Annotated in this window: 17 protein-coding genes and 1 tRNA gene; 15 read left to right on the top strand and 3 right to left on the bottom strand. The window is 66.4% G+C overall.

Going from position 1 to position 13,214, the window contains the following annotated elements; genetic code table 11:
- Window positions 1-57: 57 nt before the first annotated feature.
- Genes murI through rdgB form a run of 3 tightly spaced genes read left to right on the top strand, consistent with a single transcriptional unit; the run spans window position 58 to window position 2,218 of the window.
- Complete coding sequence (gene murI / locus EJL01_RS02435; protein WP_125106128.1) at window positions 58-897, top strand: glutamate racemase; 840 nt, start codon at window positions 58-60, stop codon at window positions 895-897.
- Window positions 894-1,622, top strand: coding sequence for a ribonuclease PH (rph, locus tag EJL01_RS02430; RefSeq protein WP_125106127.1), 729 nt, complete (start codon window positions 894-896; stop codon window positions 1,620-1,622). The genes murI and rph overlap by 4 nt, the downstream gene beginning before the upstream one ends.
- The gene (rdgB, locus tag EJL01_RS02425) at window positions 1,619-2,218 is read left to right on the top strand and encodes an RdgB/HAM1 family non-canonical purine NTP pyrophosphatase (protein ID WP_125106126.1); all 600 of its coding nucleotides are present in this window, start codon (window positions 1,619-1,621) and stop codon (window positions 2,216-2,218) included. The genes rph and rdgB overlap by 4 nt, the downstream gene beginning before the upstream one ends.
- Window positions 2,219-2,249: 31 nt before the next feature.
- Here rdgB and EJL01_RS02420 read toward each other — a convergent pair whose 3' ends face one another.
- The 3 genes from EJL01_RS02420 to EJL01_RS02410 all read right to left on the bottom strand — a co-directional run bounded on the left by EJL01_RS02420 (window position 2,250) and on the right by EJL01_RS02410 (window position 3,770).
- Window positions 2,250-2,483 carry a thioesterase superfamily protein gene (locus EJL01_RS02420; protein WP_206427665.1) on the bottom strand — a complete coding sequence of 78 codons (234 nt, stop codon included), beginning with the start codon at window positions 2,481-2,483 and terminating at the stop codon, window positions 2,250-2,252.
- Window positions 2,484-2,626: 143 nt separating this feature from the next.
- A tRNA-Leu gene (locus EJL01_RS02415) sits at window positions 2,627-2,708 on the bottom strand.
- A 39-nt stretch (window positions 2,709-2,747) separates the two neighbouring features.
- Window positions 2,748-3,770: a nitronate monooxygenase gene (locus tag EJL01_RS02410; RefSeq protein ID WP_125106124.1), complete on the bottom strand. Its 1,023-nt coding sequence runs from the start codon at window positions 3,768-3,770 to the stop codon at window positions 2,748-2,750.
- A 75-nt stretch (window positions 3,771-3,845) separates the two neighbouring features.
- On the opposite strand from EJL01_RS02410, the gene EJL01_RS02405 reads away from it, so the two are divergent.
- From EJL01_RS02405 to EJL01_RS02350, 12 genes are all read left to right on the top strand, one after another.
- A complete protein-coding gene (locus tag EJL01_RS02405) occupies window positions 3,846-5,075 on the top strand; it encodes a TadA family conjugal transfer-associated ATPase (RefSeq protein WP_125106123.1) in 1,230 nt (409 codons plus the stop codon).
- Complete coding sequence (locus EJL01_RS02400) at window positions 5,072-5,938, top strand: type II secretion system F family protein (RefSeq protein ID WP_125106122.1); 867 nt, start codon at window positions 5,072-5,074, stop codon at window positions 5,936-5,938. Before EJL01_RS02405 ends, EJL01_RS02400 begins: the two co-directional genes overlap by 4 nt.
- A complete protein-coding gene (locus EJL01_RS02395) occupies window positions 5,935-6,879 on the top strand; it encodes a type II secretion system F family protein (protein WP_125106121.1) in 945 nt (314 codons plus the stop codon). The genes EJL01_RS02400 and EJL01_RS02395 overlap by 4 nt, the downstream gene beginning before the upstream one ends.
- A gap of 38 nt (window positions 6,880-6,917) precedes the next feature.
- Window positions 6,918-7,118 carry a hypothetical protein gene (locus tag EJL01_RS02390; RefSeq protein WP_125106120.1) on the top strand — a complete coding sequence of 67 codons (201 nt, stop codon included), beginning with the start codon at window positions 6,918-6,920 and terminating at the stop codon, window positions 7,116-7,118.
- Window positions 7,087-7,464 (top strand): TadE family protein, encoded by a 378-nt coding sequence (locus EJL01_RS02385; protein WP_125106119.1) that lies wholly within the window; start codon window positions 7,087-7,089, stop codon window positions 7,462-7,464. Before EJL01_RS02390 ends, EJL01_RS02385 begins: the two co-directional genes overlap by 32 nt.
- Window positions 7,448-7,906 carry a TadE/TadG family type IV pilus assembly protein gene (locus EJL01_RS02380; RefSeq protein WP_125106118.1) on the top strand — a complete coding sequence of 153 codons (459 nt, stop codon included), beginning with the start codon at window positions 7,448-7,450 and terminating at the stop codon, window positions 7,904-7,906. The genes EJL01_RS02385 and EJL01_RS02380 overlap by 17 nt, the downstream gene beginning before the upstream one ends.
- Window positions 7,906-8,331: a pilus assembly protein TadG-related protein gene (locus tag EJL01_RS02375; protein ID WP_125106117.1), complete on the top strand. Its 426-nt coding sequence runs from the start codon at window positions 7,906-7,908 to the stop codon at window positions 8,329-8,331. Before EJL01_RS02380 ends, EJL01_RS02375 begins: the two co-directional genes overlap by 1 nt.
- 106 nt (window positions 8,332-8,437) lie before the next feature.
- The gene (locus tag EJL01_RS02370; protein WP_125106116.1) at window positions 8,438-9,574 is read left to right on the top strand and encodes an L-talarate/galactarate dehydratase; all 1,137 of its coding nucleotides are present in this window, start codon (window positions 8,438-8,440) and stop codon (window positions 9,572-9,574) included.
- A gap of 8 nt (window positions 9,575-9,582) precedes the next feature.
- The gene (locus EJL01_RS02365) at window positions 9,583-10,251 is read left to right on the top strand and encodes a FadR/GntR family transcriptional regulator (protein ID WP_125106115.1); all 669 of its coding nucleotides are present in this window, start codon (window positions 9,583-9,585) and stop codon (window positions 10,249-10,251) included.
- Window positions 10,252-10,283: 32 nt separating this feature from the next.
- Entirely contained in the window at window positions 10,284-11,399 is a 1,116-nt protein-coding gene (prfB, locus tag EJL01_RS02360) for a peptide chain release factor 2 (RefSeq protein ID WP_125106114.1), read from the top strand.
- A gap of 53 nt (window positions 11,400-11,452) precedes the next feature.
- Window positions 11,453-13,081, top strand: a complete 1,629-nt coding sequence (locus EJL01_RS02355; protein WP_125106113.1) for a sodium-dependent transporter — start codon at window positions 11,453-11,455, stop codon at window positions 13,079-13,081.
- On the top strand, window positions 13,078-13,188 hold the full coding sequence (locus tag EJL01_RS02350) for a methionine/alanine import family NSS transporter small subunit (protein WP_125106112.1): 111 nt from the start codon (window positions 13,078-13,080) through the stop codon (window positions 13,186-13,188). Before EJL01_RS02355 ends, EJL01_RS02350 begins: the two co-directional genes overlap by 4 nt.
- Window positions 13,189-13,214: the final 26 nt, after the last annotated feature.

The following is a 13,214-nucleotide window of genomic DNA, read 5'->3' as shown; positions in this document are numbered from 1 at the left end:
CTGTACCTGGTCGCATCCGCAGGCATTGCGATCGCCAGCCGGGTACGATTGCCGGTTGTGAGTAACGCACCGATTGGCATTTTCGACTCCGGAGTCGGGGGTCTCACGGTTGCACGCGAAGTGCGCGCCCAACTGCCGCACGAGTCGATCGTGTACATCGGCGACACCGAGCACACGCCCTACGGTCCGCGGCCGATCGCCGAGATCCGCAAGTTCTCGCTCGAGATCCTCGATCAGTTAGTCGATGAGGGCGTGAAGATGCTCGTGATCGCCTGCAATTCGGCCTCCGCGGCTGTTTTGCGCGATGCCCGCGAGCGCTATTCGGTGCCGGTGATTGAGGTCATCGCGCCGGCTGTGCGCGCGGCGGTGAGCGCCACTCGTTCGGGCCGAGTCGGCGTGATTGGCACGCACGCGACGATCAGTTCGCGCGCCTACAACGACGCGTTTGCTGCCGCCGTCAACGTGCAACTGTTTTCGCAGGCGTGCCCGGCGTTCGTTGAGCATGTCGAGGCCGGCGATACGACGAGCGAAGAGCTCATCGCGATTGCCCGCGAATACCTCGCGCCGCTGCAGCAGCAGCAAATCGACACGCTCGTACTCGGGTGTACCCATTACCCGCTGCTGCAGGGTGTGCTCGGCTATGTCATGGGCGGCGACGTGCGGCTGGTGTCGAGCGATGTCGAGACGGCGAAGGATGTCTATCGCACGCTGCTCACGCGCGGCTTGTTGCACGACGGCACCACCGAACCCACATATGAATACCGGGCAACGGGCGAAAATACCGCTGCCTTTGTCACCCTCGCGAGCCGCATCCTCGGCGGCGAGGTGTCGAGAGTTGAACATCACCCCACCGGCGTAATTGACCTCGCCGGCCACACTCAGAAGGAGAACTCATGACCACTCGTGCTGATGGTCGCGCCGTTGACGAGCTTCGCGAAGTCTCGATCCAGCGGGGCTGGAGTGAGCAAGCCGAGGGGTCGGCCCTGATCTCGTTCGGCCGCACGCGCGTGCTCTGCACGGCGTCGTTCACGCCGGGTGTGCCGCGCTGGCTCACGGGCAAGGGCACCGGCTGGGTAACGGCCGAGTATTCGATGCTGCCCCGCGCCACGAACGAGCGTTCGCAGCGCGAGTCGGTGAAGGGCAAGATCGGCGGCCGCACCCACGAGATCTCGCGTCTGATCGGCCGCTCGCTGCGCGCCGCGATCGACATGGAGGCGCTCGGCGAGAACACGATCGTGCTCGACTGCGATGTGCTGCAGGCCGACGGCGGCACGCGAACCGCGGCCATCACCGGCGCGTTCGTGGCCCTCTCGGATGCCGTGGACTGGGCCCGCACACAGAAGCACATCCCGCGCAAGGCCGAGGTGCTCGCCGCATCCGTCTCGGCAATCTCGGTGGGCATCATCGACGGCACGCCGATGCTCGACTTGCCCTACGAAGAAGATGTTCGCGCCGAGACCGACATGAACGTCGTGATGACCGGCACCGGCAAGTTCATCGAGGTGCAGGGCACGGCCGAGAAGGCGCCGTTCGATGGGACCGAGCTCAATGCGCTGCTTGCCCTGGCGATCAAGGGCAACGCCGACCTTGCCCGCATCCAGTCCGAGGTGCTCGCGCGATGACGCAGCGGGCCGTCCTCGCATCGAAGAACGCCCACAAGCTCGCGGAGCTGCAGCGCATCCTTGGCGCTCAGCTGCCCGAGCTCGAACTGTTGTCGTACGACGGCGAGGCCCCCGTTGAGTCGGGCCTCACGTTCGAAGAGAACGCGCTGATTAAGGCCCGCGCGGCGGCACAGTCAACCGGTCTTCCTGCGATTGCTGACGACTCGGGTATCTGCGTCGAGGTGCTCGGCGGTATGCCCGGGATCTTCTCGGCGCGGTGGTCGGGGCCCGACCGCTCGGATGCCGACAATGTCGACCTGCTGCTCTGGCAGCTGAGCGATGTACCCGATTCGGCCCGCGCGGCACAGTTCGTGGCGGTCGCCGCGGTTGCACTACCCGACGGCACTGAGTTCACGGTGCGCGGAGAGTGGCCGGGCCAGATCGTGCGCGAGGTGCGCGGCGCGGGTGGCTTCGGCTACGACCCGGTGTTTCTGCCCGAGGGCGAGACGGAGTCGGCCGCCGAGATGTCGGCGGAGCGTAAGGACAGCATGAGTCACCGCCGACGGGCCTTCGAGGCGATTGCGCCCGAGCTGCAGCGCCTGCTGAGCGAGGCGTAGTCGCCTGCCCTGTGCGCTGGTGGGCTGACGCTTAGGCCTCGGTGAGCGGGAAGACGAGAAGGATGCTCGACGCCGGAGCGACGACCTTGGCCTGGTCGCCGAGCACCTCGCGGTCGGCGAAGACGACGCGGTGGCCGGGCATTGTGACGGGGCCAACGCCGAGGAGCGGACCGCTCGTCGACGTGACTGGACGCGGGTACATCACCGTGATCTCGATGGAGGTGTTGGCGACGCCTGCCGGCAAGGTCGTTCGTGTGGGTGGCACAACCGAGCGCTCGTGGTGGCTGACGTATCGAACGCACGTCAACTGCGATCAGCGGCGTCCACGATGGGACTGGGCTGGCGGCGGAAACAGCGACGGCGCGACTGCCCGGCAAATTGCTGGGGGAGTCGGGCCGTGGCCTCAAGTGCGGAAGGCGGGACTTGAACCCGCACGCTCGAAAGCACAGGAACCTAAATCCTGCGTGTCTGCCAATTTCACCACTCCCGCGCGACTCCCCATCTTAAGGGTTTCTGGGGAGTGGCGGTGTCACAGCGCTTCGCTGAAGCGGGCGAGGAGCTCCTCGGTGGTCTCGTCGCGGCAACTGCGGTAGTTCTCGCCCGCCCACAGGTTGAGGTACTCGGGGCTGTCGCTTGAGGCATCACGAATCGGCTTGGTCAGGAAATGCACGATCGGATAGCTCGCTGGTGCGACGAGATCGAACTCATCTATGAAGCGATTCCGGAGGCCGCGAGCGTTGCGGCCGGAGTAGGCGCGTGTCACGACGGTCTCGCGAGTTCCGGCGAGCAGCGCCTCCCGGTGAGGCGGGCGCGTGCCCGCCTCCTGCACGGTGAGGAAGGCAGTGCCGAGGGCCACCGCATCCGCACCGGCGTCGAGGAGGCTCCGGGCGCGCTCGGGTGTGTCGATGCCGCCGGTTGCGATGATGCTGGCGCGGGCCACGCGTGCGAGGGGCAGGATGCGCGCAAGCAACTGGTCGAGCGAGAGCGAGTCGGGGATCGTGGACTGATCGAAGTTCGCGCGGTGGCCACCTGCTGCGGGGCCCTGCACGATCAGGACTTCAGGCCCGGTCTCAAACGCCATCACGGCGTCCTCGACACTCGCGATCGTGACGCCGATGGCCGTGCCCACGGCGCGGAGCCGCTTCACGACCTGGAGATCGGGCATCCCGAACGTGAACGTGACGAGCGGGACGGGAGACGCCTCGAGGGCTTCGATCTTTTCGAAGAACGCGTCGTCGCCCGGGTCACACACCTCGGGCACCTCGACACCGAGACGTTCGGCGAGGGGGATGAGCCGCTCTCGGTAGCGTTCAGCCGCAGCGACGTCGGCCGGAGTCGACTCGGGGACGAATAGGTTGACCGCGAATGGCTCAGCGGTGAGGGCGCGGGTCGCGGCCAGTTTCTCGGCGAACGCCTCGGCCGAGAGGTAGCCACCTGCCAGGGTTCCGAGAGCCCCGAAGTTACTCACGGCGGCAACGAGTTCCGGCGTGGTGGGGCCTCCTGCCATCGGCGCCTGAACGACGGGCAGCCGGCGAGCATGCAAGTCAATCACCTGGCCAGTCTATGCATTTGGGCCGACCTGTGGATAACTCGAACATGGTTCTTGCGATTTCGTCATGATGCTCTCGTGAACATTGCCGTGAGCGCCATTGCCGATCGGGTCCGCGACCGTGTCGAACGCGAGGGCATCGAACTCGCCCCCGGGTCGAAGCAGGCGAGCGAACTCGTGCGGGCTGAAGTCCGGGCCTACGGCGAGCGCGCCACGGGCGAAGAAGCGCGCCTCTTGCATGACGAGCACGCGACCGTGCGCGACGTGCTCGCAAACGTCACTGGCTTCGGAGCGCTGCAGCCCTACCTCGACGACCCTGAGATAGAAGAGATCTGGGTGAACGCGCCGAGCCGCATCTTTGTCGCCAAGAACGGCCGCTCAGAGCTGACAAACACTGTCATCAGCGAGAACGAGTTGCGCGATCTCGTCGAGCGGATGCTGCGGTCGACCGGTCGCCGACTCGACTTGAGCAGCCCGTTTGTCGACGCCTCGCTGCCCGATGGCAGCCGACTGCACGTCGCGATTCCCGAGATCGCTCGACGACACCCGGCCATCAACATCCGCAAATTCATCCGCCGCATCCGCGACCTGCAGGCGCTCGTTGAGCGGGACTCGCTCACGCCGCAGGCAGCCAGGCTCCTGCGTGGGGCCGTGCGCTGCGGGCTCAACATTCTCGTGTCCGGCGCCACACACACCGGCAAGACCACGATGGTGGGCGCGTTGCTGGCGGCGGGCGAAGCGAGTGACCGCGTCATCACGGTTGAAGAGACCTTCGAGCTTGATGTGGTCACGCGCGACGTCGTCGCGCTCCAGTGTCGACCGCCCTCGCTCGAGGGCAGCGGCGAAATCACGCTCCGACGACTCGTGAAAGAGGCGCTCCGCATGCGGCCCGATCGGCTCGTGGTGGGCGAGGTGCGTGAGGCCGAGGCACTCGAGTTGCTCGTGGCGCTGAACTCGGGCGTCCCGGGCATGTGCACCATCCACGCGAACTCCGCCCGCGATGCCCTCGTCAAGCTTGCGACGCTACCCCTCCTCGCGGGCCGCAATATCGACGCGAGCTTCGTCGTGCCGACCATCGCCTCGACGATCGACCTCGTGGTGCATCTCGAGCACACGCCAACCGGCGGGCGCCGTGTCGCCGAGATCCTCGCCCCCACGGGCGCGGTGAATGCCGGGGTCATCGAAGCCACGACGCTATTCCGCCGTGAGCGCGAGGAGCTTGTCGCCACTGGCATGACACTGCAGCGCGACGAGAAGCTCCGTCGCCACGGCCTTGACGGCACGCAACTCATCGGGGCAGTCTCGTGACGGCCTGGCTGATCGCGATCGTCGCGGCGCTCGGCGTCGCCCTGTGTCTGTCAACCTGGATCTGGCCGCGCGAGCACGACGACGAGCTCGTGGCGCACTCACGACTCGGCTTCGTGGAAGATGCGCTGCTGCGCGCTGGCCTGCCGAAGTTTCCGGCCCTCGCGTTCATCGCGCTTGTCACCGTGTGTGGCATCGCGACCGCCGCAATCGCACTGGCTCTGAGTGGCGTGATCGCCCTCGGGGTGCTCGGCGCGGTCGCAGGCTGCTGGCTTCCGATTCTTGCGATCCGCATGCGGGCGACAAAACGCCGGGAAGCACATCGGGGCGCCTGGCCAGACGCGGTCGACCATCTCATCGCGTCGATCCGCAGCGGCCTCGGCCTGCCCGATGCAGTGGCTCAGCTCGCGACTAAGGGACCAGAGACACTGCGCGACGACTTTGAGCAGTTTGTGCGTCGCTACCGCGCAACGGGTTCGTTCGCGACCGCGGTCGACGAAGTCAAGGAGCGGCTTGCCGACCCGGTGGGCGACCGTCTGCTCGAAACACTGCGCATGGCGCGCGACGTCGGCGGCACCCAGCTCGTGCCGGTGCTGCGCGCGTTCTCGGAACACCTGCGCGAAGCCCAGGCCGTGCGACACGAGGCAGAAGCACGGCAGGGATGGGTGGTGAACGCCGCTCGCTTGGGCGCGGTCGCGCCGTGGCTCGTACTCCTGCTGCTCGTGAGTCGGCCCGAGGCCGCGGCGGCCTACAACACCCCCGTCGGCTTCATCGTGATTCTGCTCGGGCTCGGCATCACGGTGCTGGCGTACCGCCTCATGATCGCTCTGGGCCGTATCCCGGATGAGGGACGGTGGTTCGCGTGATCACGTCGCAGCCGCTTGCGCTCGCCCTGCTACTCGGCACGGTACTTGGGCTTGGTCTCTGGTCGGTGGTCGCCACGCTGCCGCAGCTGCGTCGCCCCCGGCTGATCGACCGCGTCGCACCGCATCTCGTCGACATCGCACCAGCGGCGCGCGAGCACGCTCTGCGCCGAGTCATCGACCCGCTCCCAATCCTTGGGCAACTGCTTTCGCCGCTCATCGCGTGGTTACGTCGCATCCTCGGCGAGGTCATCGGCGGCAACGACCTCGTTGCCATGCGACTGCGCCAGGCGGGCCAGACGACGAGCGTCGAGCGATTTCGCACCCAGCAGGCAGTCTGGGCACTCGTCGGAATCGTGCTCGGTCTGGTGTTCGCCCTGGCAAGCCTCCGAAGCGCGGCCAACCAGGCGCTCGTCATCATCGTGATGCCACTCCTGGGCGGGGTGATTGCGGTCGCGGTCCGCGAACTGCTGCTGCGACACGCGGCGAGCGCCCGCATCCGCCGAATCGCAAGTGAGTATCCGACCGTGCTCGAGTTCATGAGCCTGTCGCTCGCCGCCGGCGAGGGAATCTTCGACTCGCTCGTGCGGGTGAGCGCGCTCGGTAACAGTGAGCTCGGGCGCGAGTTTGCGGGTGTGGTGCGCCGGGTTCGTGCCGGCGCCGCACTCGGCCCGTCGCTTCGGGAACTCGGCCGAGACCTCGGCTACGTCCCGCTTGCCCGCACCTGTGACCACCTGCTCACGGCGATGGAGCGCGGCGCACCACTTGTCGAGGTGCTGCAAGCCCAGGCGAGCGACGCGCGTGACCTTGGCAAGCGCGAGTTGCTCGAGGTCGCGGGCCGCAACGAGCTCCGCATGATGGTGCCGCTCGTCATGTTGATCCTCCCCGTCACGGTGCTCTTCGCGCTGTATCCGTCGTTCTTCATCATCTCCACCTCCTTCTAACGCCACCCGACACGCTCCACCGCATCGAAAGGAACCCCGTGCAACTCCTCCTCTGGCTCCAGACCACCCTGATCTCCGTGAGCGCGCGAACCCGCGACGAAGAACGCGGCGACGTACCCGGCTGGATCCTCATCGCCATCATGAGCGCGGGGCTGGTCGTGCTGATCTGGGCCCTCGCTGGTCCGCTCCTGACCCAGGTATTCGAAGATGCGGTCAATCGCGTCACGAGTAACTTCTGACCGGGGCGCGGCACCGGCCGAGTGGTCGCTCGTCGCCGGGATACTGACGCTGCTCTTCCTCACCGTCTTGCAGTTGGCGTTCTTCATGCACGTGCGCACGACGATCATCGACGCGGCGGCCGAAGGTGCGCGGGTCGCGGGGCTGCGAGAGGGCTCGCCCGCGGCCGGGGCCGAGCGCACCGAATACCTCGTCACGACCGCGCTTTCGGCGGCGTACGCGGAAGACATTGTCGTCTCGCAGACCGGCGGGCTCATTGAAGTGCGAGTCACCGCACCGCTGCCGTTCATCGGACTGCTCGGATTCCCGGACGGAATGGAGGTCGTCGCCCATGCACCGATGGAATGACCTCGTCCAGCGACTCGGCCAGCGGCTCGGCGACGAACGGGGCTCGGCAAGCCTCGAGTTTCTCGGCGTCGGTGTGTTACTGCTCGTGCCCGTCGCCTACGGCACCCTCACGCTTGGGCAGGCGGAACAGGCCGTGCTCGGTAGCGAACTTGGCGCGAGGAACGCGGCGCGCGTCCTGGCGGCCGACGGCATCGACCAACTCAGCCTCGCGAATCACCACATTACGATCGCCCTTGAGAATCATGGGCTCGACCCGGAACTCGCGTCGGTCGACGTGCGCTGTGCGCCAACCCCGGACTGCACGGTGGCGGGCGAGACACTGACTGTCACCGTGCGCTACGAACTCGAATTGCCACTGATGTTCGGCACGAGTGACTTGCTCAGCATCCCCGTGGAGGCGAGCAGCACATTTCCGCAACAGCGATTCGCGACGGGGGAGTGATGCACCGAAACGTCGCCGAAGACCGCGGTTCGATCACACCGCTCGCGATCGTCTATGTTGTCGTGGCGCTCCTCGTCGCGCTCGTCATCGCGGCCGCTGGCAGCCTATATCTCGAACGTAAGCAGCTGCTCGAGCTCGCGGATGCGGCCGCGCTCGCCGCTGCGCAGTCCTACGACCTCGACTCCGTCCACCTCGACGTCGACGGCGTGCGGGTGCAACTGGATCCCGAGCAGGTCCGTGAGCGAGCGGCCGACTACGTTGCCCGCTATGGACCCGAGGATGCGCGGGTCACGCAAGTGCACGTGAGCGGCGACACGGTCGCGATCACGGTGACCGGTACCTGGTACGCGCCGATCGTCAACGACGTCGTGCCGGCGACCATCGAGGTGACGGTGACGGCGACCGCGGTATCCGAACTCCGGTAGCTCGCACGATCAATCTGGGATAGATGCCGAATCTGTATGACGGATCGCAAACCTGTCTGATAGCTTTGGGTGTGATCCGACAGGTCACCTCAAAGGTGAAGGAACCATGACATACACGCCCGACACCATCTCCTCGATCACCCTCTCGACGCTGCGACTGCCCCTCGCACGCCCGATTTCCGATGCGAAGGTTCTCACCGGCCGGCAGAAGCCGATGACCGAGGTCATCTTCCTTATCGCTGAAATCGAGACCGCGCAGGGCTTCAACGGCCACGGCTTCAGCTACTCGAAGCGCGCAGGCGGCCCCGCCCAGTACGCTCACGCGAAGGAAGTTGCCTCGACCGTCATCGGCGAAGACCCGAACGACATCGAGAAGCTCTATACCAAGCTGCTCTGGGCCGGCGCATCCGTTGGTCGTGCCGGCGTCGCGACACAGGCGCTCGCCGCGATCGACATCGCGCTCTATGACCTCAAGGCGCGGCGCGCAAACCTGCCCCTCGCAAAGCTGCTCGGCAGCCACCGCGACTCGGTGCGCACCTACAACACCTCCGGCGGCTTCCTGAGCTCGCCCATCGACGAGGTCGTCGAGAACGCGTCGAAGTCGCTCGAGGCCGGCATCGGCGGCATCAAGATCAAGGTTGGCCTGCCCGACCGCAAGGAGGACATGGAGCGCGTGCGTCGCGTGCGCGAGCACGTCGGCCCCAACGTGCCGATGATGGTCGACGCGAACCAGCAGTGGGACCGCGCAACGGCGATGCGCCTCGGCCGCCAGCTCGAGGAGTACAACCTCGTGTGGATCGAGGAGCCGCTTGACGCCTACGACTTCGAGGGCCACGCCGAGCTTGCTCGCGCCCTCGTCACGCCGATCGCCACCGGTGAGATGCTCGCCTCGGTCGGCGACCACAAGCAGCTCATCGCAGCGCGCGGCTGCGACACGCTGCAGCCCGATGCCCCGCGAGTCGGCGGCATCACCAACTTCCTGCGCATCCTCGCCCTTGCCGACGAGGCGGGCCTCGACATCGCACCGCACTTTGCGATGGAGATCCACGTGCACCTCGCCGCGTGCTACCCCCGCGAGACTTGGGTCGAGCACTTCGACTGGCTCGACCCGCTGTTCGAGGAGCGCCTCGAGACCCGTGACGGCCGCATGTTCGTGCCTGAGCGCCCGGGCCTCGGCATCACCTTCAGCGACCAGGCTCGCGCGTGGGTGACCGAGTCGGTCACGGTCACCGAGCGTGGTTAGCTAATCGCATGACGCGAGCCGAAGAGATTGCCGACGACCTCGCCGCAAGAATCGTTGCGGGCGAAATCGCGCCGGGGGAGCGGCTGCCGAGCGAGCAGCGCCTCACGGAGGCCTACGGCGCAAGCCGCACGGTGATTCGCGAGGCGGTTCACCGGCTGCAATCTCGGGGCCTCGTGCACACCAAGGTGGGGTCGGGGAGTTACGCCCTGGCCCCACCTGCGCCCCGGGCGGACGATGCCGACTGGCTCACCGCATCCGGGTCGGAGGAGCGTGCAGAACTGCACGAGTTCCGTATCGCCCTTGAGGCCGAATCGGCAGCCCTCGCCGCGCGACGGGCGTCAGCGCGGCAGCTCGCGGCGATCGCTCGCGCGCTCGAACGACTCGCCGACGCGAGCCGCCCCGCAGACACCGTCGAGGCCGACGTCGCCTTTCACCGGGCCGTTGCCGAAGCCGGGGCCAACCGCTTCCTGCTCGAAGCGACCGACCGGCTCGGGCCCCGCGCGATCGTGCTGCCCCCGGCTCGCCTGACGGATTCGCACCGTGCCGCCACCGCGGCGATGCTCGCCGAACACGGCGCGGTGCTCACCGCGATCGAGGCGCAGGATGCGGTGGGAGCGAACGCGGCCATGCGGGCACACTTACTTGCCTCGGTCGCGCGCCGCGAACACGACGCCTGACCCCGACCGCGCACGAGTAGGCTGGAGGGATCATGATCAATCTCGACTTTTCCGCCGAGATCGCTGACTTGCGGTCGACGTTTGCCTCGATCACCGAGGTGCTCAACCCGGAGGCGCTCGCCGCTCGGGCGCAAGAGCTTGAGGCCGTTGCCTCGGCCCCCGACCTGTGGGACGACGTCGAGAATGCGCAGCGGGTCACGAGCGACTTGTCGCACGCGCAGGCCGACCTCAAGCGCATCCAGAGCATTGAGGCGCGCCTCGACGACCTCGAAGTGCTCATCGAACTTGCCAACGAGGGCGACGACGAGGCGACCGCGGCCGAGGCCAAGCAGGAGCTCGAAGCGGTCACGAAGGTGATCGGTGACCTCGAGGTGCAGACGCTGCTCGACGGTGAGTTCGACCCTCGCCCGGCCGTCATCACGATTCGCGCCGGCGCCGGCGGCGTCGACGCCGCGGACTTTGCCGAGATGCTGCTGCGCATGTACACGCGCTGGGCCGAACAGCACGACTATCGGGTCAACGTGCTCGACACCTCGTACGCCGAGCAGGCCGGCGTGAAGTCGGCCACGTTTGAGGTTGACGAACCGTACGCCTTCGGCACCCTCTCGGTCGAGGCGGGCACGCACCGCCTTGTGCGGATGAGCCCGTTCAATTCGGCCGGCTCGCGCGAGACGAGCTTCGCCGCGGTCGAGGTCGTGCCGCTGATCGAGCAGGCGGACCACATCGACATTCCCGACAACGACATTCGCGTCGACGTGTTCCGGTCGTCGGGCCCCGGCGGCCAGTCGGTCAACACGACCGACTCGGCGGTGCGCATCACGCACCTGCCGACGGGCATCGTCGTGAGCTGCCAGAACGAGAAGTCGCAGATTCAGAACCGGGCCGCCGCGATGCGCGTGCTCCAGTCGCGCCTGCTGCTGCAGCGCCGCGAAGAGGAAGAGGCGAAGAAGAAGGAACTCGCGGGCAACATCACCGCGAGCTGGGGCGATCAGATGCGCTCGTACGTGCTCGCCCCCTACAAGATGGTGAAGGACCTCCGCAGCGGTCACGAGTCGGGCAATCCCGATCGCGTGTTCGGCGGCGATCTCGATGAGTTCATCTCGTCGGGCATTCGCTGGCGCAAGACGACCCAGTCGGAATCCATGTAGCATCGGCGCGAACGGGGTTTCTCGAAGGAGCCAGCCGGCCACTGCAAAGGAGCATGACCGTGTCCCACGAAGTAGGCACACCGCAGCCACGCCAGAAGCGTGAGTTCTTCGGCTCGCGCAATATGTTCATCCTCGCGGCCATCGGCTCGGCCGTTGGGCTCGGCAACATCTGGCGGTTCCCGTACGTCGCCTACGAGAACGGTGGCGGCGCCTTCATCGTGCCGTACGTCATCGCGGTGGTCTGCGCGGGCATCCCACTGCTCTTCTTTGACTACGTGATCGGGCACCGCTACGGCGGCTCAGCGCCGCTGTCGATGGCCCGCATCTCGCGCTGGCTCGAGACTATCGGTTGGTGGCAGGTGCTCATCTGCTTCATCATCGGGCTCTACTACGCGGTCATCGTGGCCTGGGCCGCGATGTTCATGATCTACTCGATCACCGGCGCGTGGGGCGACGACGCGAACGGCTTCTTCTTTAACGACTTCTTGCAGATGAGCGACACGGTCGCATTCACCGGCGAGTTCGTCGGCCACATCTTCTGGCCAGAGCTCATGGTGTGGGTCGTGACCTTCATCGTCATCTTCCTCGGGGTGAACAAGGGCATCGCCGGCGCCAACCTCATCTTCATGCCGCTGCTTGTGATCATGTTTGTGATCATGGTGGTGCAGGCCCTCTTCCTCCCCGGCGCGATGGACGGCCTCAACGCGTTGTTCACACCAGATTGGTCGGCGCTCGGGCGCGGCGAGGTGTGGGCCGCGGCTGTGGGCCAGATCTTCTTCTCGCTCTCGGTCGGTTTCGGCATCATGATTACCTACGCGTCCTACCTCAAGCGCAAGTCCGACCTCACCGGATCGGGCCTTGTCGTGGGCTTTTCGAACTCGGCGTTCGAGATCCTCGCGGGCATCGGCGTGTTTGCGGCGCTCGGCTTCATGGCTCAGGCTGCCGGCACCACAGTGGATGAGACGGCGACCTCGGGCATCGGCCTCGCATTCGTGGCGTTCCCAACGATTATTTCGCAGGCGCCGCTTGGTGCACTCATCGGCGTGCTCTTCTTCGGCTCGCTCGTGTTTGCCGGGTTCACGTCGATGGTGTCGATCATCGAAGTCGTCGTCGCCGGCGTGCGCGATAAGCTCGGGCTCACCCGCCAGGTCGCCTCGCTCGTGGTCATCGTGCCGATGGCGATCATCTCGCTGCTGCTGTTCCCGACGACCGCCGGCCTGTACTTCCTCGACGTGTTCGACGCGTTCGTCAACCAGTACGGCATCCTCGCCGCCGCGTTGGTGGCGATCATCTGCGTTGGCTGGATCTGCGGCAAGTTGCCACTGTTCTCGCGCCACCTGTCCAAGCTCTCGAGCATCCCTGCCAACTGGGTCTGGATTCTCTTCGTGGGCGCGATCGTGCCGCTCGCGCTCGCCTACATGCTCTACACGCAGCTCACGAAGGACCTCTCGAGTGTCTACGGCGGGTACCCGCCCGAGTTCGTCGCGGTGTTCGGCTGGGGCATGGTGATCGCGCTCGTCGTGGTCGCGATTATTCTCGCGGCCCTGCCTTGGTCGAGACGCATCGACACGGGCTTTGACGAGGCGGCGGAAGATGCTGAAGTTGACGAGATTTACGAGGCGCGACTCGCCCGCGAACGCGACGAGCGGAGCGCAACGAACGGAACGGAGGCCACGTCATGAACGGCGATGCAATCGTCATGATGGTTGTCGCAATTGTCGTGATCTGGGGAGGGATGGTTGCTGCGTTCATCAACCTTCGCCAGCGCAGCACAGATGGTGATGACTAACCGCGCGTCGCGCGGCTAATCGCCGC

Origin of the sequence: Gulosibacter massiliensis, from assembly GCF_900626105.1 — a bacterium.
In the GTDB taxonomy this organism is placed as follows: domain Bacteria; phylum Actinomycetota; class Actinomycetes; order Actinomycetales; family Microbacteriaceae; genus Gulosibacter; species Gulosibacter sediminis.
Note: the sequence above shows the minus strand (reverse complement) of the source record. Positions and strands in the feature narration are given on the sequence as shown.

Bases quoted from the DNA above. Each gene is read 5' to 3' on its own strand.
- prfB (WP_125106114.1), top strand. From the start codon at position 10,284: ATGATCAATCTCGACTTTTCCGCCGAGATCGCTGACTTGCGGTCGACG.
- EJL01_RS02385 (WP_125106119.1), top strand. From the start codon at position 7,087: ATGCGGTCAATCGCGTCACGAGTAACTTCTGACCGGGGCGCGGCACCG.
- EJL01_RS02350 (WP_125106112.1), top strand. From the start codon at position 13,078: ATGAACGGCGATGCAATCGTCATGATGGTTGTCGCAATTGTCGTGATC.
- rdgB (WP_125106126.1), top strand. From the start codon at position 1,619: ATGACGCAGCGGGCCGTCCTCGCATCGAAGAACGCCCACAAGCTCGCG.
- EJL01_RS02380 (WP_125106118.1), top strand. From the start codon at position 7,448: ATGCACCGATGGAATGACCTCGTCCAGCGACTCGGCCAGCGGCTCGGC.
- EJL01_RS02375 (WP_125106117.1), top strand. From the start codon at position 7,906: ATGCACCGAAACGTCGCCGAAGACCGCGGTTCGATCACACCGCTCGCG.
- EJL01_RS02355 (WP_125106113.1), top strand. From the start codon at position 11,453: ATGACCGTGTCCCACGAAGTAGGCACACCGCAGCCACGCCAGAAGCGT.
- rph (WP_125106127.1), top strand. From the start codon at position 894: ATGACCACTCGTGCTGATGGTCGCGCCGTTGACGAGCTTCGCGAAGTC.
- EJL01_RS02370 (WP_125106116.1), top strand. From the start codon at position 8,438: ATGACATACACGCCCGACACCATCTCCTCGATCACCCTCTCGACGCTG.
- EJL01_RS02365 (WP_125106115.1), top strand. From the start codon at position 9,583: ATGACGCGAGCCGAAGAGATTGCCGACGACCTCGCCGCAAGAATCGTT.